Source organism: Vibrio sp. TMPB1044 (assembly GCF_030442075.1).
GTDB lineage: Bacteria > Pseudomonadota > Gammaproteobacteria > Enterobacterales > Vibrionaceae > Vibrio > Vibrio satsumensis.
Map to the genome: position 1 here is coordinate 89,784 of NZ_JAUJED010000017.1, position 21,064 is coordinate 110,847.

General features: G+C 43.4%; 15 protein-coding genes. 6 read left to right on the forward strand and 9 right to left on the reverse strand.

Features of this window, described 5'->3' with window-relative positions; all coding sequences use genetic code 11:
• Positions 1–88: 88 nt before the first annotated feature.
• A complete protein-coding gene (locus QQ041_RS11455) occupies positions 89–772 on the reverse strand; it encodes a DUF3334 family protein (RefSeq protein WP_019821868.1) in 684 nt (227 codons plus the stop codon).
• Between the two features lie 222 nt (positions 773–994).
• On the opposite strand from QQ041_RS11455, the gene QQ041_RS11460 reads away from it, so the two are divergent.
• From QQ041_RS11460 to QQ041_RS11470, 3 genes are all read left to right on the forward strand, one after another.
• Positions 995–4,030, forward strand: a complete 3,036-nt coding sequence (locus QQ041_RS11460; protein ID WP_146489897.1) for an FAD-binding and (Fe-S)-binding domain-containing protein — start codon at positions 995–997, stop codon at positions 4,028–4,030.
• A 67-nt stretch (positions 4,031–4,097) separates the two neighbouring features.
• Positions 4,098–4,559: an isoprenylcysteine carboxylmethyltransferase family protein gene (locus QQ041_RS11465; protein ID WP_146489898.1), complete on the forward strand. Its 462-nt coding sequence runs from the start codon at positions 4,098–4,100 to the stop codon at positions 4,557–4,559.
• A gap of 145 nt (positions 4,560–4,704) precedes the next feature.
• Complete coding sequence (locus QQ041_RS11470) at positions 4,705–6,360, forward strand: trypsin-like serine protease (protein ID WP_146489899.1); 1,656 nt, start codon at positions 4,705–4,707, stop codon at positions 6,358–6,360.
• Between the two features lie 133 nt (positions 6,361–6,493).
• Here QQ041_RS11470 and QQ041_RS11475 read toward each other — a convergent pair whose 3' ends face one another.
• The 6 genes from QQ041_RS11475 to hutC all read right to left on the reverse strand — a co-directional run bounded on the left by QQ041_RS11475 (position 6,494) and on the right by hutC (position 13,852).
• Positions 6,494–7,219 carry a DUF3581 domain-containing protein gene (locus QQ041_RS11475; RefSeq protein WP_010438254.1) on the reverse strand — a complete coding sequence of 242 codons (726 nt, stop codon included), beginning with the start codon at positions 7,217–7,219 and terminating at the stop codon, positions 6,494–6,496.
• A 226-nt stretch (positions 7,220–7,445) separates the two neighbouring features.
• A complete protein-coding gene (gene hutH, locus QQ041_RS11480; RefSeq protein ID WP_048663594.1) occupies positions 7,446–8,978 on the reverse strand; it encodes a histidine ammonia-lyase in 1,533 nt (510 codons plus the stop codon).
• A 14-nt stretch (positions 8,979–8,992) separates the two neighbouring features.
• Positions 8,993–10,687, reverse strand: a complete 1,695-nt coding sequence (gene hutU, locus QQ041_RS11485) for a urocanate hydratase (protein WP_285953974.1) — start codon at positions 10,685–10,687, stop codon at positions 8,993–8,995.
• Between the two features lie 72 nt (positions 10,688–10,759).
• Positions 10,760–11,788 carry a formimidoylglutamase gene (gene hutG, locus QQ041_RS11490; RefSeq protein ID WP_285953975.1) on the reverse strand — a complete coding sequence of 343 codons (1,029 nt, stop codon included), beginning with the start codon at positions 11,786–11,788 and terminating at the stop codon, positions 10,760–10,762.
• Positions 11,775–13,025: an imidazolonepropionase gene (gene hutI / locus QQ041_RS11495; protein ID WP_285953976.1), complete on the reverse strand. Its 1,251-nt coding sequence runs from the start codon at positions 13,023–13,025 to the stop codon at positions 11,775–11,777. The genes hutG and hutI overlap by 14 nt, the downstream gene beginning before the upstream one ends.
• A gap of 113 nt (positions 13,026–13,138) precedes the next feature.
• Positions 13,139–13,852 (reverse strand): histidine utilization repressor, encoded by a 714-nt coding sequence (gene hutC / locus QQ041_RS11500; protein WP_102393422.1) that lies wholly within the window; start codon positions 13,850–13,852, stop codon positions 13,139–13,141.
• Between the two features lie 181 nt (positions 13,853–14,033).
• Between hutC and QQ041_RS11505 the strand changes: the two genes are divergently transcribed.
• Together QQ041_RS11505 and QQ041_RS11510 are read left to right on the forward strand one after the other, a co-directional pair.
• Positions 14,034–14,777, forward strand: coding sequence for a sporulation protein (locus QQ041_RS11505; protein ID WP_285953977.1), 744 nt, complete (start codon positions 14,034–14,036; stop codon positions 14,775–14,777).
• Between the two features lie 552 nt (positions 14,778–15,329).
• A complete protein-coding gene (locus tag QQ041_RS11510; RefSeq protein WP_285953978.1) occupies positions 15,330–16,532 on the forward strand; it encodes a site-specific integrase in 1,203 nt (400 codons plus the stop codon).
• 315 nt (positions 16,533–16,847) lie between these two features.
• Here QQ041_RS11510 and QQ041_RS11515 read toward each other — a convergent pair whose 3' ends face one another.
• Together QQ041_RS11515 and QQ041_RS11520 are read right to left on the reverse strand one after the other, a co-directional pair.
• Positions 16,848–18,164 carry a hypothetical protein gene (locus QQ041_RS11515; protein WP_285953979.1) on the reverse strand — a complete coding sequence of 439 codons (1,317 nt, stop codon included), beginning with the start codon at positions 18,162–18,164 and terminating at the stop codon, positions 16,848–16,850.
• Between the two features lie 37 nt (positions 18,165–18,201).
• Positions 18,202–19,713 (reverse strand): Eco57I restriction-modification methylase domain-containing protein, encoded by a 1,512-nt coding sequence (locus QQ041_RS11520; RefSeq protein ID WP_285953980.1) that lies wholly within the window; start codon positions 19,711–19,713, stop codon positions 18,202–18,204.
• 129 nt (positions 19,714–19,842) lie between these two features.
• Between QQ041_RS11520 and QQ041_RS11525 the strand changes: the two genes are divergently transcribed.
• Entirely contained in the window at positions 19,843–20,823 is a 981-nt protein-coding gene (locus QQ041_RS11525) for a BsuBI/PstI family type II restriction endonuclease (protein WP_285953981.1), read from the forward strand.
• The last annotated feature ends 241 nt before the right edge of the window (positions 20,824–21,064 follow it).

Consider the following 21,064-nt stretch of genomic DNA (forward strand, 5'->3'; position numbering starts at 1 on the left):
CCAACTTGGTTACACAAACAAAAACGCCATCAAGAGCATTGATGGCGTTAGTGACTTGATTTTTTAGAGTGACTAGAGCATTAGCACGCTAGATACCCAGTTCATCGAGTAGATCTGCTGCAGAATCGTTGCCTGAGCTTTGTGCTGGCTTGTTTGATTCTTGCATTTTTTTCTGAGTTGCTTCAAGAATGCTATCCGGGCATTCGTCTTCTGCGATTTCAAATTCTTCCAACTGGATGAACTCTGTCTTATCCATTGCAAGCTCAAGATAGAAGATGTTGTTATTTGCAGTAGAGAAGGTCACACGGCGAGCTTGTGGGCGATCTAGGTTGGTATCAACAGACAAGTTCACTTGCTTGTTCAGCGCAAGCATCTTCGGTTGGTTTTGTGTGATGTTAGTTTGTAGCTCTTTACGGATCTTATTGGTGAAGTCACCAACCAATTGGTTCATCAATTCACCTAATACATCACCTACTTCGTCTGAAGTATGAAGTACAGCGAGTTCGTTTTCAGGCATGCCCATATTGCGCATGTAATTGGTGTAGATCTCTAGCGCTGCTTTCGACGTAAAATTGATAACAACAAGACCAGAAAAACCGCCGTCAAACAGAACGAAGCAACCAAAGTCTGGCTTTAAGCTTGTCTTGTTGATCTTTTGAACCATGGCTGAATAGGACACCTGAGAAGCCGTCGCTGAAGTAAGTACGCTTGAGACTGATTGGCATAGTTTAAGAAGGATATCTTCAGTTGTGACTGTTTTGTTTTTTTTCATTGTGATGTGCTCGTGGAGATGTCTTAAACAAAATGTTATTCAGTATATTACTACTGAATTAAGACGAAAGTGACTATTTCTCCATTCTTGCACTGAGATTCTGATTTGATCACCTTTTTATATGATCTTAATAGTAGTAAAGTGACGAAATTCAAAGAAAATTATTAAAAATCTCAGATAACCCAATGCTGATAGGATCAGCGAAGTAGGGGCAGGAAGCAAATGTTACCAAGACTTCAACTCAATGCTGATGTCGATCCAGTTGTCGTACGCTTTTTAGATGAACTAAAAACAGCGGGCTTTACTGGCGACATTGAATCTCAATATTCTAGCCGTTTGGCTGTGGCGACTGATAACAGTGTCTATCAGCAATTGCCGCAGGCGGTCATCCTTCCTAAAACAACGCAAGACGTTGTGCTTATCGGTAAAGTGGTTTCTAAATCCGCTTACGAACGTGTGACTTTCTCCCCTCGCGGTGGTGGTACGGGAACCAACGGACAATCTTTAACAAAAGGTGTCGTGGTTGACCTATCAAGATACATGAATAAGGTTCTTGAGATTAACGAGAAAGAAGGCTGGGTAAGAGTTCAGTCTGGTGTCGTTAAAGATCAATTGAATGATGCAGTTCGCCCTTATGGTTACTTTTTCTCTCCAGACCTTTCTACCAGTAACCGAGCAACTTTAGGCGGCATGATCAATACCGATGCTTCGGGTCAAGGGTCATTGAAGTACGGTAAAACGTCAGACCATGTATTGTCGCTGCAAGCGGTGTTCGCAGATGGTTCATGTCTAGAATCTGATTTATCACATGGCTTACCCGTTGAGGGTGAATTCGCTCACCATGCACTTGCGGTGACTGAGGCGGTTTGTCGAGACAAGCGCGCTCAAATCTTAGATAAATTCCCTTCGCTGAACCGCTTCTTAACAGGCTATGACCTAAAGAACGCGATAAGTGAACAAGACGATAGCTTTGACCTGACTCGCGTTCTATGTGGCGCTGAAGGCTCGTTAGCATTCATTACAGAAGCAAAGTTAAACTTAACCAAGATTCCAAAAGCGCGCACACTGGTCAACGTCAAATACAACACGTTTGATTCTGCGCTGCGTAATGCGCCGTTCATGGTAGAAGCTAAAGCGCTGTCTGTTGAAACGGTGGATTCAAGAGTATTGAACTTAGCGAAGCAAGACATTGTTTGGCACACCGTGAGCGACCTGCTGACCGATGTACCGAACAAAGAGATGCTTGGCATCAACATGGTTGAGTTTGCAGGTCAAGATGAAGCGGAAGTTGAACAGCAAGTTCAAGCGCTGACTGCGCGCCTTGAAACCATGGTTGAAAGCGAAGAAGCGGGCGTGATTGGCTTCCAAGTGTGTAGCGACTTGGCGAGCATTGGCCGAATCTACAACATGCGTAAGAAAGCGGTGGGTTTATTAGGTGCGGCGAAAGGCCGAGCTAAGCCAGTCGCTTTTGCGGAAGATACTTGTGTCCCCCCTGAAAACTTGGCTGACTTCATCGCTGAGTTTAGAGTCCTGCTTGATTCAAAAAAGTTGAACTACGGCATGTTTGGTCACGTTGATGCTGGCGTTTTGCACGTTCGTCCAGCATTAGATTTGTGTGACCCGATGCAAGAAGCCTTGATGCATGAGGTCTCTGATGAAGTGGTTAAGTTGGTGGCGAAATATGGTGGCTTAATGTGGGGTGAACACGGTAAAGGCTTCCGTTCTGAGTATGGACCAGACTTCTTTGGTGAAGAGCTATTTACCGAATTAAGACGTGTTAAAGCGGCATTCGACCCGCACAACAAAATGAACCCTGGCAAGATCTGTACGCCCTTAGAAAGTGACGCTGAATTGGTGAAGGTCACTGATACTAAGCGTGGTTTCTACGATCGTCAGATCGACGTACAAGTTCGTGACAGCTTCAAGCAAGCGATGGAATGTAACGGTAACGGCTTGTGTTTCAATTACGATACGAGCTCGCCAATGTGTCCTTCAATGAAAGTTACGGCTGACCGACGTCATTCACCGAAAGGCCGCGCAGGCTTGGTTCGAGAATGGTTGCGCCAACTGACTGAACAGGGTGTAGATATTCTCGACCTTGAACAAGAAGCGTTGAAAGACAACACACCCGTTAAAACCATGGTTGAGCGTGTTCGCAACACGATGAACAAACGCCATGAGTACGATTTCTCGCATGAAGTCCATGAAGCGATGAACGGTTGTCTTGCATGTAAAGCATGTGCGAGCCAGTGTCCGATCAAAGTTGATGTGCCGAGTTTCCGTTCACGATTCTTAAATATCTATTACTCACGCTACCAACGTCCTGCGAAAGATTACTTGGTGGCTAATATCGAGACCATGCTGCCATTGATGGCGAAAGCGCCGAAAGTGGTGAACGCAGCATTGGGTCAAAAGTGGATCCAAACCGCAACGGCTAAAACGATTGGTTATGTTGATGCACCACTGATGTCGGTGCCGACGCTAAAAAATCGTCTGTCAAGTAAAGAGCTGCAACTCTTCGACTTACAGTATTTAGAAGGCTTGTCTTCTGAACAGAAGAAACAGCATGTGTTGATCGTTCAAGACCCGTTTACCAGCTTCTATGATGCAGAGGTGATTGAAGACTTCGTCACTCTGGCTCAAAAGCTTGGCAAAACACCAGTACTACTGCCGTTCAAACCGAATGGTAAAGCGCTGCACATCAAGGGTTTCTTAAATCGTTTTGCACGTGAGGCGAAATCGACTTCTGATTTCTTGTCGATGGTAGCTGACATCGGCATTCCTTTAGTGGGTGTTGATCCGGCGTTAGTACTTTGTTATCGCGATGAATATGTCGAGATCTTAGGTGACAAACGTGGCGACTTTGATGTGCTCACGGTGCATGAATGGTTAATGCCATCGTTGGGTGAATTCGAAGCGCGCTCATCAAGTGAAGAGATGTGGTACTTGTTCGCTCACTGTACTGAGAAGACCAAGATGCCAAACGCTGAAAAAGAGTGGGGCGCAATCTTTAAACACTTTGGTGCTGCGTTAACCAGTGTTCCTGTCGGCTGTTGTGGTATGGCGGGTACTTTTGGTCACGAAGTCGATAAGCTACAAATGTCGAAAGACATATACGGTCTAAGTTGGAAGCCAAGGATGCAAGACTTACCGAAAGAGCGTTGCTTAGTGACAGGATATTCATGCCGAAGCCAAGTGAAGCGTTTTGAGGGTGAGAAGCTTGCCCACCCATTACAGGCGCTAGCCAAAATTCTTTAATACATTTAGCCCAGCAATTGCTGGGCTTTTTTCTAAACTAACAATGGAATTGTTAATAAGGAAAGCTATGAGATTTCTTGAATTAAAAGTCCCCCCGGTTGCTCTTTTTATATTGGTCTTAGTCGCCTCTTACTTCAGCGCTCAACAGTTGAATACAGGGGCAGTAGGATTGCCGTTTAAGTTCATCATTCTTGGTGTCGGAATAGTTTTGAGCGGCGTTATTGGATTGGCTGGTGTTTGGGAATTTCGAAAACAGAAAACTACCGTTAATCCTATTAAGGTCGAGACAGCTTCTACCGTCGTCGATAGCGGGATTTTTGGCTACACGCGAAACCCAATGTATCTAGGACTATTCATCCTACTGTTCAGCTTTGGTTACTTCTTCCAGAATATCTTCAGTGTACTACTCAGCTTTGGCTTCGTAATCTACATGAATTACTTCCAAATCAAACCAGAAGAGCGAGCACTAGAGCAATTGTTCGGTGCGGAATATGTTGATTACAAACAAAAGGTTAGACGTTGGGTGTGATTTTTTCTGTGGGGTAATGAGTTAACCAACCACTAATATCCGTTACGTTTTCAAGGTAAGCCATATTTTGGTGTGCTTACCTTTTATATTTATTTTTTATCAAATAACCTGCCCGTCATTATTAAAACAAATGAAAGGTTAGGTAATGAAAGTTATCCAGACAAAATGGTTGCCACTAAGTATTTATGCGGTTGGCCTCTCTTCAATGCCGGTGTTGGCAGATATCTCTCCTCAAATTATCAACGGTAACGAAGCGACAAAAGGTAGTTGGCCATTCATGGTCGCGCTTGTTTCAAAAAATATGGACGCCTACGAAGGGCAGTTCTGCGGCGCAAGTTTCATTGGTGAGCGATATGTACTTACAGCAGCACACTGTATCGAAGCAAGCAGTAACCAAGATTTTGAGGTTGTCATTGGTGTCTCTGATCTTTCTTCGCCCGACGTAGAGCAGCACCGCTATTCTGTTGAGCAAATTTATACCCATGAAAATTATACTCAAGAGCCTGCGAGCAATGACATTGCCATTATTGAGCTTAGTGACAGGCCCACGAAGTCTGCGGTCAACCTTGTCGATGGTCATGTCCGTGATAATTTGAATGCAGGTCAGATGCTAACGGTCATAGGGTGGGGTGACCAGAATTCATCAGAAGAGCAATACTCATCGACGAGTAAGTTGAATCAAGTGAATGTTCCCTTGGTTAGTCAGCGTGAATGTAACCTTGGTCAAGGAGATGGATATTCAGATATTGGCTCTGATGCTTTTTGTGCTGGTTACAAAGAAGGTGGTCGTGACTCATGTAATGGAGATAGCGGTGGCCCAATCATGTTATACACCAATGGTAACTACGAACAGCTAGGTCTTGTGAGTTGGGGGGAAGGTTGTGCACAGCCAAATGCATTCGGCGTATACACCAACATAAGCCACTTTGCTGACTGGATTGATAAGAAGACGGCAGGTTTTAGTTACCAAACTAAAGTGATGTTAGGCGCTCAACCTTTGGGCCTACTTGAACACAAGTTTGAATTTACGAACAAATCAGATCAAGAGATTAATGTAACCAACGTATCTTTAGCTGTCGGTACAAACGATCCCATAACTTACAATGGCAGTGCAATCATAAAGAGCAATAGTTGTATGACGCTATCGCCGAATGAGAGTTGTGAAGTGGCTGTAAGCTACAACATAGACTCAGTGGGTAACCATGGTTTTGGTGTCAAGCTTTCGACCGACTCACTAGTCGATGTGGTGACGTCAAAGGCATATGCTATTGGCGCGAATGAGGTTTCTGACACGGTGAACGTGCTCGTCACTCTACCTAAAAATGGTGTATACAGCACCGAAGCTTGGGATGTTGAAGGGAATACGATAGCTTCACCGGATATCGGCAATGGTCAATCCACCGCATTCATTGTTGAAGGTATCCCAACTGGTACTGTGTCTTTGGATCTAACCGTATTTTCTGAAGAAGAACATGACTATATGGAGATCTATATTAACGGCTTTGAAGTCGGCGCGTTTGCGGGGCAACTATCTGGGACTGTTGAATTGCCAATGGCGAGAGCTAAAGACAATAGTTTTATGATTGCGTACAGCAAAGATGAGGTGGGGGCTGCAGGGCATGACAGAGTGACCATTAAGAACTTTGCTTATACCGATGAGATTAAAGAGTTAAGCTTAACGGAAGACCCAATCATCAAAAAGACAGGTGGTTCACTAGGTTGGTATTGGCTGGTGATGCTTTTAGGCGGCGCGATGAGACGTAAGTCATTTTCGTTATTTAAGAGGGAAGGTAGTCAGTAAAGACCTGTGACTGTCATTTAAACCATGGTCTATTGTTAAGAATGAAAAAGCCCAGCTTGAGGATATCAAGCTGGGCTTTATTGATCTTACTCTAGAGCTTATTTACATCGAGATGTGTAAATAAGGATGCTGATTAAGCGGCGGCTGCGAACTGAGCTAGAAACATCTCTTTACGCTCGTTGAAGCGGTTTACTAGGTCGTCTACAGAAGCTTGGTCGTATGGCTTAAGACCACTTGCTACCATGCGCTTCACGCCTTTACCGACTACTTCGCCGTCTTCTTTGAAGTCGAAGTTCAGAGTCACGATGCCACGCTTGCCTTCAACATCAAAAGTTGCGCCAGAGAATTCAACTTCTGGGTGAGACAGGTCTAGGCGAGTAAATTCAACTTCCATGCTCTCGTAAATCACAAGAGGACGTTGGCAGTTGATCATCATCTGTTGTTCTTCCATAAGAGGAACCATGATGTGTGGGAAGTTCATGCCAGAGAACTTAACGTAGTTTGTTACTACGTGCTCGATGAACGCTTGGTCGTGGCTCTTTTCACCTTCACAAGACATGTGTAGGTACTCTTTGCCTTTCTCGTCAACCAGTGAGCTTTCTTTCTCACATTTGTTGTCAACGCTTAGCGCAATACCGTTACCAACCATACCTGAAAAATCAAAACGCATTTTTTGGCTGATGCCTTCTTTCTGCAGAAGGACTGCAAACAAAAGGTCGCCAGGCACGCAGAAGCGCTTGTTGTCTTCATCGTGAATTGGGTTGAAGTCAGCGGCTACTTTTTTAGCAAAGTGGCTAGCCTGTTCACGAGTGAATTGAAATTGATTGTCTTCAGTAGAAAAGTAAGGTGTCAGAAACATAGTATCGCTATTAGTCATCAAATCTGGGGTGGATTATAGCTAACTAACTTCGCTCTAATGGTCTATCCAGTTAACTTTTCTTATATATCAACCGATTAGATAAATACGTTGGATGGTATGTGGGGGTTTTAAGGAGGATATGGTGATTAGCTCAATGCAACAAGGGCTAATCAATAGCCCTTGTTTATATAACACTCTAATGAGCGTTGTTCAGATTGTTTCTGCCTTAAAAGCTACACAGAGTCCCCTCAGGCATTAGGTGGTTATGCACTGATAACTTGAGTAATAGGTTAGCTTGTTCAATATCCGGAGCAAAATATCGGTCTTTATCGTAGAAGCTGACTTTTTCACGCAGAATCTGTTTCGCTTCTTCGACACGAGGGGACGATAGATTTGGTGCTCGGAAATCGAGTCCTTGTGCTGCTGCTAAGTATTCTACTGCCAATATTCCACGGGTGTTTTCAGCCATGTACCTAAGCCTACGAGCGGCAAAGGTGGCCATTGATACGTGGTCTTCTTGGTTTGCAGAAGTAGGTAGGCTGTCTATTGACGCAGGGTGCGCTAAGGTTTTGTTCTCACTCGCCAATGCTGCAGAGGTAACCTGAGCAATCATAAAACCTGAGTTCACGCCGCCGTTATCGACCAAGAAAGGTGGTAGCTTGCTTAGTGCACTATCAATCAGCAATGCCATTCTTCGTTCTGACAGGCTACCTATCTCGGCAATGGCCAACGCAAGGTTATCGGCTGCCATTGCGACGGGTTCTGCGTGGAAGTTACCCCCTGAAATAATATCGCCATCATCAGCGAAAACCAGCGGGTTGTCCGATACCGAGTTCGCTTCAACATTTAAAATTTCAGCTGAGTTACGAATCTGCTGTAAGCAGGCACCCATCACTTGAGGCTGACAACGCAGTGAGTAAGGATCTTGAACCTTTTCACAACAAGTGTGTGATTCACCAATCTCACTCTTTTGATCGAGCATATGGCGGTAAGCAAGCGCTGCATCCATTTGGCCACGATGACCACGAACGCGGTGAATACGAGGGTCAAATGGGCGGCGACTACCGAGTGCTGCTTCAACAGACATCGCGCCACACACTGTTGCAGATGCAAACAAGTCTTCCGCTGCGAACAGACCTTCTAATGCGAATGCAGTCGATGCTTGTGTGCCATTTAACAGCGCTAAGCCTTCTTTCGGCGCTAACGTGATTGGCTCAAGGCCTGCGATCTGCATTGCTTCTAAACCTGTGATGATCTTGCCGTTGTGACGTGCTTGACCTTCACCTAGCAGAACGGTACTCATGTGGGCAAGGGGAGCAAGATCTCCAGATGCACCTACTGAGCCTTTCTGTGGTACACATGGGTAAACCTGTGCGTTTACAAGATCAATAAGGGCATTAATCACTTTGAGGCGGATACCCGAGTAACCGCGAGACAAGCTGTTAATCTTCAATACCATCATCAAACGCACGGTTTCATCAGACATAAATTTGCCAATGCCCGCTGCGTGAGAAAGTACGATACTTTTCTGTAGAACTTCGAGATCTTCAGGGGCGATTTTGGTATTTGCTAGTAAGCCAAAACCTGTGTTGATGCCGTATACAGTGCGATCTTCAGCAATCACTTGTTCGACAACGTGCATGCTCGCTTCAATATCAGGGATAGCTGCAGGATCCAGTGACAGGTTCACAGGGCTACGGCTGATTTTACGAAGTTCAGATAGGCCTAGAAGTCCTGGCTTAAGTAATAAATTCAACATGTTATCTCCAGGTATTAAAGGCGACGAAGTTCTTCGTTTAGCATAGGTAAATCAAGCTTCTGTTCTTTAGCACACTGCTTGGCAATATCGTAACCCGCATCTGCATGACGCATCACGCCGGTTGCTGGATCATTGTGAAGTACGCGAGCAATACGTTGCGAAGCATCTTCACTGCCGTCACAACAAATCACCATACCCGAGTGTTGTGAGAAGCCCATACCAACGCCGCCACCGTGGTGCAAAGAAACCCAAGTTGCGCCACCAGCTGTGTTCAGAAGGGCATTCAATAGAGGCCAATCAGACACTGCATCTGAGCCATCCATCATGCCTTCAGTTTCGCGGTTCGGGCTCGCTACTGAACCTGAATCTAGGTGGTCACGACCGATAACAACTGGTGCTTTTAGTTCGCCATTTTTAACCATTTCATTGAATGCTTGGCCTAAACGTTCACGATCTTTCAATCCAACCCAACAAATACGCGCTGGTAGGCCTTGGAACTGAATGCGTTCACGCGCCATATCTAGCCAGTTATGTAGATGCGGGTTGTCTGGAATCAGTTCTTTTACTTTTTGGTCTGTTTTGTAGATGTCTTCCGGGTCACCAGATAGGGCAGCCCAACGGAAAGGACCAATACCTTCGCAGAATAAAGGTCGAATATAAGCAGGAACGAAGCCTGGGAAATCAAATGCGTTTTCCACGCCTTCTTCTAGTGCCATTTGGCGAATGTTGTTGCCGTAATCTACGGTTGCTGCGCCGCGGTATTGTAGGTCGAGCATCGCTTGAACTTGAATCGCCATCGATTGTTTCGCGGCTTTCACCACTTTTGCTTCATCAATGGTGCGCTCTTGCGCTGCTTTCTCCATTGTCCAACCTTGCGGTAAGTAACCGTTCAGTGGATCGTGGGCAGATGTTTGGTCAGTTACTACGTCAGGCGTGATGTTACGTTCAACTAACTCTGGGAATACGTCTGCGGCGTTACCTAATAGACCAACAGAGATAGGTGTGTCTGACTCTTTAATCATTGCCATTGCTTCATCTAAACTGGTGGCTTTTTTGTCTACATAGCCAGTACGTAAGCGGTAGTCGATTCGTGATTCATCACATTCAACCGCGATCATTGAGAAGCCAGCCATAGTTGCAGCAAGAGGCTGAGCGCCGCCCATACCGCCAAGGCCGCCAGTTAGAACCCACTTGCCATTCGCTTCACCTTGGAAGTGCTTCTTCGCGATAGCGACAAAGGTTTCGTAAGTACCTTGAACGATGCCTTGTGAGCCAATGTAAATCCAGCTACCTGCGGTCATTTGGCCGTACATCATCAAGCCTTCTTTATCGAGTTCGTTGAAGTGTTCCCAGTTTGCCCAGTGTGGAACAAGGTTCGAGTTAGCGATCAGTACGCGAGGTGCGTTTTTATGAGTCGGGAATACGCCTACAGGTTTACCTGATTGAACAAGTAACGTTTGATCGTCTTCTAAACGCTCTAATACTTCAACAATCTTGTCATAACATTTCCAATCACGTGCCGCGCGACCGATACTGCCATACACAACCAGTGCATGTGGGTGTTCTGCCACATCAGGGTCTAGGTTGTTCATCAGCATACGCAGTGGTGCTTCTGTTAACCAAGATTTAGCGCGCAAAGTGGTGCCATGAGGTGCGCGAATTTCGCGAGTCGTGTCGAGACGAGGGTCACTGTTGTGGTGTTCCGTCATTTTGGAATTCCTTCTGTTTCACGTTATATCGTTGTAGTTGTAGTTGTAGTTGTAGTTATCGGTATAGCTGGATTAGTCGCCTGCCATTGCACTGGCAATATCCCAACACAAACGTGCCGCCAATCGAGCCGTTTGGCCATCGATGTCGTAGTCTGGGTTATATTCCGCAATGTCCGCGATAATGAGTTTTTTACTGTGTTTAAAAATCTGTTCTAGAAAAGGAGCGAGTGCTTCATAGTTCACGCCTCTTGCTGCTGGTGCACTTACACCCGGTGCAGTCGCCGCAGGGAAGACATCGAGATCAATAGTGAGATAGAGGTAATCACAGTCAGCGATGAATTTTTGCAACTTAACCAGTTGAGCGACTTGGTTTACTTGGGTCATGTTGCGGTCGTGTTCATACCAAACGCCCAGTTGGTCGGCTTTGTTAAACAGCGCTTTGGTATTGCTAGCTGCACTCACACCAAGACAAGCGTAATGAAACGGCCATTGATACGTTTGGCAGTAGTCACTTATTTGGTTAAACGGTGTGCCTGAGCTTGGTTTGACGTCAGCGATGTCGCTTTCAAATTCACGAAGATCAAAGTGAGCATCAAAGTTAACGATGCCTATCTTAGGTTTGCGCTCTGGTTGAATATTATTTAGATGCTCAGCGAGGCCTTGGAACGATGCCCAAGCCACTTCGTGACCGCCGCCAAGGGTAATCACTTTGTTGGTTGATAAAGCATTAGCAATAACAGAAGCACACTGTTTTTGGCTGACTTCGAGCTGGCCATCATTGCACTCGATATCACCAAGATCCGCGATGTGTGCGTCACTGTGCCAAGCCATATTAGCCAACGCTTGGCGAATCAGGTTGGGTGCTTGTTTCGCGCCCACGCGTCCTTTATTTCTTGCGACACCGGCATCGCTGGCAAAGCCAACCAAGGCGACAGCGCTGTCAGTCAGATCGTCACTTAAATCACTACTTTGCACTTGCTTGGTAATGTGATGAACGCGAGTACCGAGTGCGCCATCTTCAAGATCATTACGCCCTGTCCACACAAAGTTATGTACGGTTTTTACGTTCTCTTGGATGCCGTTGGACTTAGATTGAGTCATGACACACCTCGCCATTAACAATACGTTTATGCAGATGAGGAACACCGACTTGATAGCTCAAGTCGGCAGAGTGCTCGATATTCCAGATAGCTAAATCTGCGGCATAACCCACTTCGACTTTGCCTTTGGTTTGTGAGTCGCCAATGGCAGCCGCAGCATGACAAGTCACACCGCGCAACGCCTCTTCAGGCGTCGTGCCAAACAGGGTGCAGCTCATGTTCATCATTAACGTTAGGTCAGCAAAAGGAGAAGTACCGGGGTTTAAGTCGGTCGCTATCGCCATTGGAATGTTGTGTTCGCGAAGTAGGGCAATAGGTGGCTGTTGAGTCTCTTTTAGGAAATAGAAAGCGCCGGGTAATAAGGTTGCAACTGTGCCTGATTCTGCCAGCGCTTTGACTCCGGTTTCATCAAGGTATTCAACATGGTCAACAGAGAGTGCACCGTATTTTGCTGCAAGCGCGCTGCCACCCATATTCGAAAGTTGTTCAGTGTGGCCTTTAATCGCGAGGCCATGCTGTTTAGCCGCTGCAAATACGCGTTCGGTTTGTTCTAGGTTGAAGCCGATAGATTCGCAAAACACGTCAACTGCATCAGCTAACCCTTGCTCTGCAGCTTTAGGGATAATCTCTTGGCAAACCAGATCAATGTAACGATCGGGCTGCTCTTTATACTCTGGTGGTACAGCATGGGCAGCGAGGAGAGTAGTGGTGATCTTAATACGACGATGATTTTCTAACGCTTTAGCCGCGCGTAACATCTTGAGTTCATCATCAAGCGTTAAACCATAGCCAGATTTTACTTCGATGCTGGTTACGCCACTTCTTAGCAGGCCATCGAGTCTCGGCAAAGCCATTTCAACCAGTTCGGATTCTTGTGCTGCGCGTGTTGCCGTGACTGTTGCTAGAATCCCACCGCCTTGTTTGGCGATGTCCGTGTAAGAGACACCATTCAAACGCTGTTCAAATTCGTTGGCGCGATTACCTGCAAATACGAGATGAGTGTGGCAATCAATTAACCCTGGTGTTACTAGCTTGTTCTTGCAGTCATAGGTGACGTAATCCAAAGAACCATCAATGCTCGGTTGCTCTAACTCAGAAGCAAGGGCCTCGTGGTTTGAACAAGAGATGGACACGATCTTACCGTTTTCGATAACGATATCTTGAGGGGAAGAGGGCTGATAACCATCGGCTCCCGAACTCATGGAGACCACTCGTGCGTTTTTGAGGATCAAATTCATAATCACCTAGATCTTTGCTAAACATTAAATGTATATACAAATAAATAGGCTAAACGCTGAACCGAATCAAGTTGATGTTGCAAAAATGTGATCGGCGATCAGGATGATGTTCTTTAATCTAGAAGTATCTTGGAGCTTAATTTGTACTTAGAGCCAGGATGGTAGAGTAATGCAAAGCTGATGAGACGTTCTTTACTCCATGTTCTTCTATTCAAAAGAAGGCAAGGCTCTGATTCAGAAAGCTTTAGTGACGTTCTAATTTGAGAGTCCGGAATAATAGCTTCAACCGTGTGTTCGATCGCACTCAACGGGCAGCTTTTTGAAAGGTATTCGTTGGGTGTAGAGGTTGAAAAATCTTGCTCTAGGTATTTTGGAGCGGCTTGAGAGTTCACCCAGCGCGCTTCCAGTTGTATCGGCGTGTTGTCGGCAAAGTGTATGATTTCACTATAGAACACCTCTGCGTTAATCATCACACCTAACCGTGTAGCCGTGCTTTCATCAGCCTTGATGCTATCGTGCTTGATAACTTCGCTAGTATACGTTTGGCCTCGGTCTTTGATTTCTTGCGCGATGTTGTTGATATCAAGCAGTGGAGATTGCGCTTTTTCGTCTGGTTCACAAACAAAAGTACCTAGTCTTGGTTTCCTGATTAGCTTGCCTTCAGACACAAGATCTCGAATGGCTTTGTTGACCGTCATTCTACTCACATTGAACTGCTCTGTGAGTTCGAGTTCGGTGGTGATTTGATAACCCACCGGCCAGTGACCATTGGTGATTTTGTCGTCTATGAACTGTTTTATCTGAAGGTAGAGCGGCGCTTTCGACATAATGAAACCTTATTTGACTATACAAATAGAGTAACGGATTTTTTCATGATTTCAACATTTCCTCGGGCAATGTGACCTTATTCAACATAGATGGGGCAAATTGCTTGATTCTGTGAGGCAAGTGTCGCAAATTGTCACGCAATAACTATTCGTAAATCAAATAATTAGAAAGGGAAATAATATGTTTAAGAAATTGAAGGCCTCGTTGGGCATTGGTGCAGCAAAGGTTGATACCGTCTTAGATAATATTGACGTTTTCCAAGGTGGCGAGTTGTCTGGTAACGTTCACATCATTGGTGGCGATGTTGAGCAACAAATCGATATGATTAACTTGGTTCTCAACACAGAAGTGAAAGTGGAAACAGAAGACAGCACCAGTTACGAAACTTTTTCACTGGGTCGTATTCAAGCCGTAGAGCCTTTCGTGATCCAACCGGGCGAAACCAAACTGGTTCCATTCCGTCTTAAACTTAATGATGAAACGCCGGTCACAGCATTGAATGCACAAATGAACCAGTGTCATGTGTGGGTTGAAACCAACCTAGATATCGGCTTCGCGATTGACCCTAAAGACCGTGACTTTATCTCTGTTCATCCACTGCCAACAGTCGCTAAAATCATCCAAGGTGTGGAAGCATCGGGCATGGCAATGGTGAAGGCAGACGTAGAGAAGGGCTTCTTAAAAGGCAATAGCTTTGCTTCTCGCTCAGGCTGTTACCAAGAGATTGAGTTTCGCAGCGGCGGCTTTATGAATAACAAAGAGATTGAACTGTCATTCATAGTAGATGGTTCTATGGTTCACTGCTTAGCCGAAATTGACCGCTCACTGAGCTTCCGCGGTGACCAATACATTTCATTTAGCTTACCTGCTAATGCTGCTGATTCAGATATTCGCAATGCAGTTTCAAGAATCATGAGTGCGTAGTTTCCTCTCTGTTAGTAGTCTCTCTATTAATAGGTTCAATATGATTTCTAAAGCCGAACTTAAACGTTCGGCTTTTTTGTATTGTAGATAAAGCCAACGAATTAATGATTGAGCTATGGGTAAGGCGTTAGAAGGATCTATATAGAAGAGACATTTCAGTCATATAGTTTTTGTGGTGCTACGGGACTAACATTGTCATTTCATATTATTTCGTTACAATGTTCGGCTACTCACAAATGTGGCATCTGTATTTGCTTCTATGTGGGTATATTTATTATGCATATATCCCCAATCAACGTACTAGTTGATTGAAAGACATATATTAAACATTTTCATGTGTTGCTTGGTGTGCCTCAAGACGTGAATTTCCCTTCTTATTGCACTTCCTATTTACCATTCATAAATCTTGTTATAATTCTTTTAATACAATCACTTAACCAAAATAACATCATTCAAATCATTTGCTGGATCATAGCTCATAATGATTAGAAGACACTTGCATTCATATGAGATTTGTACCAAATTTGTACCAAATATTTTTGGTACAAACGAATGGCAATCACAGATGCTTGGCTAAGAGCTACACAAGGTAAGCCTTACAAAGGGCAACCCGAAGTCACCCATAGAGATGGCTTAGGCGTGCGTGTGAGTCCTAAAGGTAAAGTGACCTGGGTTTACCGCGTTACCTACCTAGGTAAAGCCATAAAAATGAAACTTGGCGAATACCCAGCTATGAAGATGCGCGATGCATTACGCGAGCGTGAAAAGAAAGCTGAGTTAGTTACCTTAGGCATCGACCCAAGAACAGGCATCAACCCTTCAGACAAAGCCCTACCAAGTACTGTAGACGACTTAATCGACTATTGGGTTGAACACCACGGCAAAGACAACGTAAAGCAGTGGCAAGCACTTGAGAAGATGTTTAGAACAGACATCAGCCCATATTTAGGTCAGCGCCAAGCCAAACACCTAGAACTGACTGACTACATGCCAGTGTTTCAAAAGGCTAAGAATCGCGTGAGTGCAAAACATTCAGCAAATCTTATGTCACGCTTTAAACAAGTGCTCTCTTATGCTGTTCGTCACGGTTTACTTAAATACAACATGCTTGCAGAAGTAAAGAAAGCCGATGTAGGTGCACCAACAGACACCAAAAAGAGTAAGCAGACAGAAGCAGGCATTAAAGCACTATGGAAAGCCATTGACGACATCGGTGTGCATGAGAGCAACAAAAACTTCTTACGCCTTATGATGATATTCGCGAACCGCAGTAATGAGCTGCGCTTAGCGAAGAAGCAAGATTTTGATTTAGAAGCACTAGTGTGGACAGTACCAGCAGAGAACAACAAGATCAGAAAAAAGCAGGGCGGGGCAATTCGACGCGCGATTCCGCCATTGGCAGAAGAAGTGATTCGAAACCAGTTTGCCATTTATCCTGATCTTGAAATCATGTTCCCACCAGTGAAAGTGGAAGCCGATAGGCCAATGTCCGAGAACGTGCCCGTAGAGTTTGGCCGTAAACTGGCTGATGCGATAGAGACGGCGGGTTTCCCTAGAACGACCAATCATGACATGCGAAGAACGGCTCGTAATATGTGGGAAGCGATGGGTGTTCCATTTCATGTGGCAGAAACTATGCTCGGTCACAAAGTGCACCGTGGCGTACAGAGCCACTATTTGGATTACGATTATTTAGATGAGCAGAGAGAATCTTATAGTTTATGGGCTGCTTTTATTAAGTGTGAAAATGAATAGTTGTAGTAACTCACAATTGGACAAAAATCATTTTTGTAAAGTCGAAAATTAGCAATTCATAAAGAACTAAAAGTAAGGTAAATAGCTGAACTTGACGTCCAGCGAAGATAAGGAGAAGCGCTACCTAATACAGCCTATATAAGACAATTCACTCATTCATAAGGTGGAACTCTCTGCCTTGAGATGACTGCGCTCGCCTTACAAAAAACGCTAAGGTAGCCATCCTTCTAGAGCAGATCGCACAATTTACTTATATAGACACTTCGGATGTATTCAACTCCCGGAATTTAACGCTCGCTACGCAGCGCTTAATCCTTATTTGTTAGCAATCTTCGTCCAAAGCGAACCAAGTAAATCATTTGACCATTCGTAGATATATGAATCATCATCAAGTGCTTTTAATACTAAATATTCCAAGTCACAGAAATTATTTTTATACTGTTTTACACATGATATATGAAAAATTTCCATTGAAGGAAGTGCCAAGCCATTACCATGGTTAAAGTAGTCATCAAACTCACCTTCCATAACAGAAATAATAGAAGGAGGTCGGTATATATTGATTTCAGATATGTCTTTAAATTCTTCTAAGTAAAACTTGGCTTTTTTATACGTACTTGAAAGTTCCAAGGCAGCACTAATATGAAGCAAATAAATTGCTGTGTTTAAGCCAGCCCAACAAATACCAACTTTATCTAAGCTTTTTTCAAGCGCTTCGATCTGGTTAACTTGGAACTCACCTTTATTGGAAGATAAAACAATACACAAACAAATTAGCTGAGGGGCACAACCAAGGATGAATTCATCGTAATCTCTAGACATCCCAAATGATGGTGTAATCATTGGCATATAGGCATTATTGCGCTGCCACTCAACTAGCATTGATGACCAATGAGCTGATTTATCACTATCTTCGCTCATCCCACAAAGCATCGAGCAAAGTATGGGAACATGCCATTGACTGCCAAGGTATGAATCTAACATTGTATTCGTAAATTCATGCTTAGAGTCATCCGTTATCAATTGAATGAAATCGGGGAACAAATCTGAATCAGTCCTACTCATTCGTATATATGATGAAATAACTTCCTCTTTCGATAATCCAAGCTTTACTGAGTGCATTAGCAATTCTGAGTAAGTTACTTTATTGGCCCAAAGTTTTGATGAAAGCAATTGATGTAGAGATAAATAATCAACATCGTTTTTAACCCTTGAATGCTGATTAAGGATATCTTTAATTAGATTATTGGCGCTATCACTTCCGACCAAATATATACGGTAATTATATTTACCATATTGGGCTTCTAAGTTCCTTGGTCGACTTGAATGCACACCACCTTGAGCTACAATATGAAAGAAGAAAAGAGGTTTTTCAAATGCTCTATTTTCTTGTGCGTATACTTTTAATGGATTATTTGTCATCCCGTTAGTGGCTTTACTTTCAACTTCAAAGATAAATAAAGGAAATCGATTGCCCTTTTTTGAAAACCAAGCAACGTCAACTGCTGGAGATTCACCATATATTGCTTCATCTACAGGAAACTCTTCCTCAACATGATAACCAAGGACACGGCCTAAATAGGCAATCCCCTCAATTAACTCTTTCCCTAACACAAGTTTATGGTCTGCCATGAGGGTTCAAATTCTCCTGATTAGCTACTAACACAACTCAAAGAAAACGCTCAATAATCTGATCTACACACTCTTGGTTAAACTCTTCAAAATCAACAGCTTTACCCATTTCAAGAAGTTGGTCTCTGGTTGGGTAACGTAATGTTCTCAGATCCGTAGCGTTTACTTGGGTATGACCATTCATTTGACGGAAATACTTATCTACTAGCGAGCTATTCAAAAATACCCAAAGACCTTTAGCAAGACCATCATGCAATGGTTTGCCTAATGCGTGAAAGTAGTTAGTTTTATTTTCAAAACCAACGACTTCAACGTCTGCTACATCAGCCGTATAGACTGAAGCTACGATTCTACGTTTTTCTTCTTTAGCTGTTAATCTGCGTGTGAGAACATAAGTACCATTCTGAACCATCAGGTTAGCGGTACTTTCATTGTTCAGTAATGCATTAGGCTTTTTAGCATTTTCAACTGGCCATTTAATCGCACATTTTTGTAGGTGTTGAGGAAAAATCAAAGGAACTGAATCATCAACAAAGTCAGTACTTAAATTTTCTCTAGTTCGGAAGTCTACAACTTTACCTGTACTTGCCTGAATCTCAAGATCTTCAAGTGAACACGGTAAACCACCTGCTCTAGTCGCTACATTCTGTTCTTCTTCATCAGTGATAATGTGAATAAACCTATCAGGATTGTTTTCACTTACTACTTTGTCAAAAGGCACTTCATAAACAAATGGATTAGGATCTTCTGCACAAGAGCTAGAACTAACCATTACAGTGTCTCGTTGTGGTTCACCTTTCGTTAAGTGATACACAACATTCTCTTGAAGAACTTTATCTGCTTTGAATGCTGATTTACGACTATTAAAAACGTGTATTTTGTTTATCGAACAAGTGTCTAGTAGCAGCTTACGGAAGTCATTGAAGTAAGGACCATTACAGAATGAGCGTGGTGTGATTGCGACAAGCTCACCACCATCTTCTAGTAACTTAACCGCTAGTCCTACGAATGCTGAATATAAATTACCTGTTTCAAAAGCAACTTGTCTGAGGGTTTTACGCTCTTCACCTTTAGCTGCGATTTTTAAATAAGGTGGATTCAGAATAGCTTTATTGTAGCTCGGAGTGAAATCCTCAGTAAGAAGCGTTTGAACAGAATGTTGGATAAAATCTTCTTCAACTACAGTTTGATCCCATTGAACGTTATTCGCTTCACAAGTATTTGAACATTGGGATAAAGTATCAGCCAAGTAATGATTCATTACGCTTGATAGTTCAAAACAAGTAGACTCAATACTTGTAGCATTGCCTTTAACTCGTTCTACAAAAGCAGCCGTTAACGATCCAACACCAGCACCAGCATCTAATAAACGATGCTCACCCTCAACATTTTCAAACATATCTGCAAGAAGCAAAGATACAGAAGAAGAAGACATAAATTGTCCTAACTTACCTCTAAGTTTTTCATCGAGTTTTCCATTTGCTTCAATTCGATTTACATCTGCAATGTCATTCAGATTAAGGGGGATACTTTGAGCCAATTCCGTCATACTTGATCATTTATACAGTAATTTATTGTTCAAAAAGTATCGCAAAAAACCTGCACAAAAGGAAGAAAAAAACCTGCACATAGGTTACATTGTGGGACCTGTTAGATTATTAGCTGATAAATCAAGAAAATGAGAGATAAAAAACTAGAACAAGCTAAAGAAATTCTCAAAGCTCTAGGCTTGCCAAAACAGCAGTATAATGACAGATCCGCTTGGGTCTTTCTGGCTCTTGCTAATGTAAAACCAAATGACGATTGGAGTGTAGCAAATGCGCCACTTCTACCGACCGTTAATATTATGGACTTTATTCGTTCAGAGTATGGTAAAGATTACAAACCAAACTCTCGTGAAACGATTAGAAGACAAACGTTGCACCAATTTGATCAAGCTCAGATTGTCGATAGAAATCGAGATAACCCTGCTAGAGCTACGAATAGTAAGGATAACAACTACTCATTAAATCAGCCTATCATCGAAATCCTACATGCTTACCCTAATAGTAATTGGGAAGAATTGGTTAAAAAATTCCTTGATGAAGTTCCTACTCTACAAGCTATGTACGAGCGAACGATTAATAAAGAAAAGATTCCTGTTCATTTACCTAATGGTAATGAGATAAAATTATCTCCGGGCGCTCACAACCAACTTCATGCTGATATTGTTCACGAGTTTTGCCCTAGATTTGTTGGTGAAGGTGGTAAGGTTCTCTATATCGGTGATACTGCAAGTAGTCGTAATGAGGGTGGTAAACATATGGTTTTAGAAACTGAGTATCTAGAATCACTTAAAGTGCCTCCAATGTCTCACGACAAACTACCAGACGTTGTTGTGTATGATGAAAAACGTCAATGGTTGTTTTTAATTGAAGCTGTAACAAGTCACGGACCTGTAAGCCCCAAACGATGGATTGAATTAGAAGAGGTTCTTGAGGGTTGTTCTGTTGGGCGTGTGTATGTCACCGCTTTTCCTCATAGAGCTGAGTTTCGGAAAAACGCTGCTGATATTGCGTGGGAGACTGAAGTTTGGATTGCTGATAATCCAGATCATATGATTCACTTCAATGGCGATCGATTTCTTGGCCCACACAATAACAAGCCTGAGATTAGCTAACATAAGCCCTGAAATTTTCAGGGCTTATGTTTGTTAAATACCGGATGACTTTTATTAAGGGAAATGTAAATGAATAGCTTGTTAATGAGTAATTACTCTGTCTGATAAAGGGGCAAAGGTGTGTTAACTGAAATCAAGCTAATGTGTGATCACCAAGCGATTCTGTCGTACCTTAACTACCAAGCGACTTTGTCGTTAGCTTAATTACCGAGGGAAATTGACGGTCCTACTTTTTACGTAA

What these genes read in the sequence shown, in the direction of transcription:
- QQ041_RS11465 (WP_146489898.1), top strand. Translation starts at nt 4,098, where the DNA reads ATGAGATTTCTTGAATTAAAAGTCCCCCCGGTTGCTCTTTTTATATTG.
- QQ041_RS11510 (WP_285953978.1), top strand. Translation starts at nt 15,330, where the DNA reads ATGGCAATCACAGATGCTTGGCTAAGAGCTACACAAGGTAAGCCTTAC.
- hutU (WP_285953974.1), bottom strand. Translation starts at nt 10,687, where the DNA reads ATGACGGAACACCACAACAGTGACCCTCGTCTCGACACGACTCGCGAA.
- QQ041_RS11520 (WP_285953980.1), bottom strand. Translation starts at nt 19,713, where the DNA reads ATGACGGAATTGGCTCAAAGTATCCCCCTTAATCTGAATGACATTGCA.
- QQ041_RS11475 (WP_010438254.1), bottom strand. Translation starts at nt 7,219, where the DNA reads ATGTTTCTGACACCTTACTTTTCTACTGAAGACAATCAATTTCAATTC.
- hutI (WP_285953976.1), bottom strand. Translation starts at nt 13,025, where the DNA reads ATGAATTTGATCCTCAAAAACGCACGAGTGGTCTCCATGAGTTCGGGA.
- QQ041_RS11455 (WP_019821868.1), bottom strand. Translation starts at nt 772, where the DNA reads ATGAAAAAAAACAAAACAGTCACAACTGAAGATATCCTTCTTAAACTA.
- QQ041_RS11515 (WP_285953979.1), bottom strand. Translation starts at nt 18,164, where the DNA reads ATGGCAGACCATAAACTTGTGTTAGGGAAAGAGTTAATTGAGGGGATT.
- QQ041_RS11505 (WP_285953977.1), top strand. Translation starts at nt 14,034, where the DNA reads ATGTTTAAGAAATTGAAGGCCTCGTTGGGCATTGGTGCAGCAAAGGTT.
- QQ041_RS11470 (WP_146489899.1), top strand. Translation starts at nt 4,705, where the DNA reads ATGAAAGTTATCCAGACAAAATGGTTGCCACTAAGTATTTATGCGGTT.
- hutH (WP_048663594.1), bottom strand. Translation starts at nt 8,978, where the DNA reads ATGTTGAATTTATTACTTAAGCCAGGACTTCTAGGCCTATCTGAACTT.
- hutG (WP_285953975.1), bottom strand. Translation starts at nt 11,788, where the DNA reads ATGACTCAATCTAAGTCCAACGGCATCCAAGAGAACGTAAAAACCGTA.
- QQ041_RS11525 (WP_285953981.1), top strand. Translation starts at nt 19,843, where the DNA reads ATGAGAGATAAAAAACTAGAACAAGCTAAAGAAATTCTCAAAGCTCTA.
- hutC (WP_102393422.1), bottom strand. Translation starts at nt 13,852, where the DNA reads ATGTCGAAAGCGCCGCTCTACCTTCAGATAAAACAGTTCATAGACGAC.
- QQ041_RS11460 (WP_146489897.1), top strand. Translation starts at nt 995, where the DNA reads ATGTTACCAAGACTTCAACTCAATGCTGATGTCGATCCAGTTGTCGTA.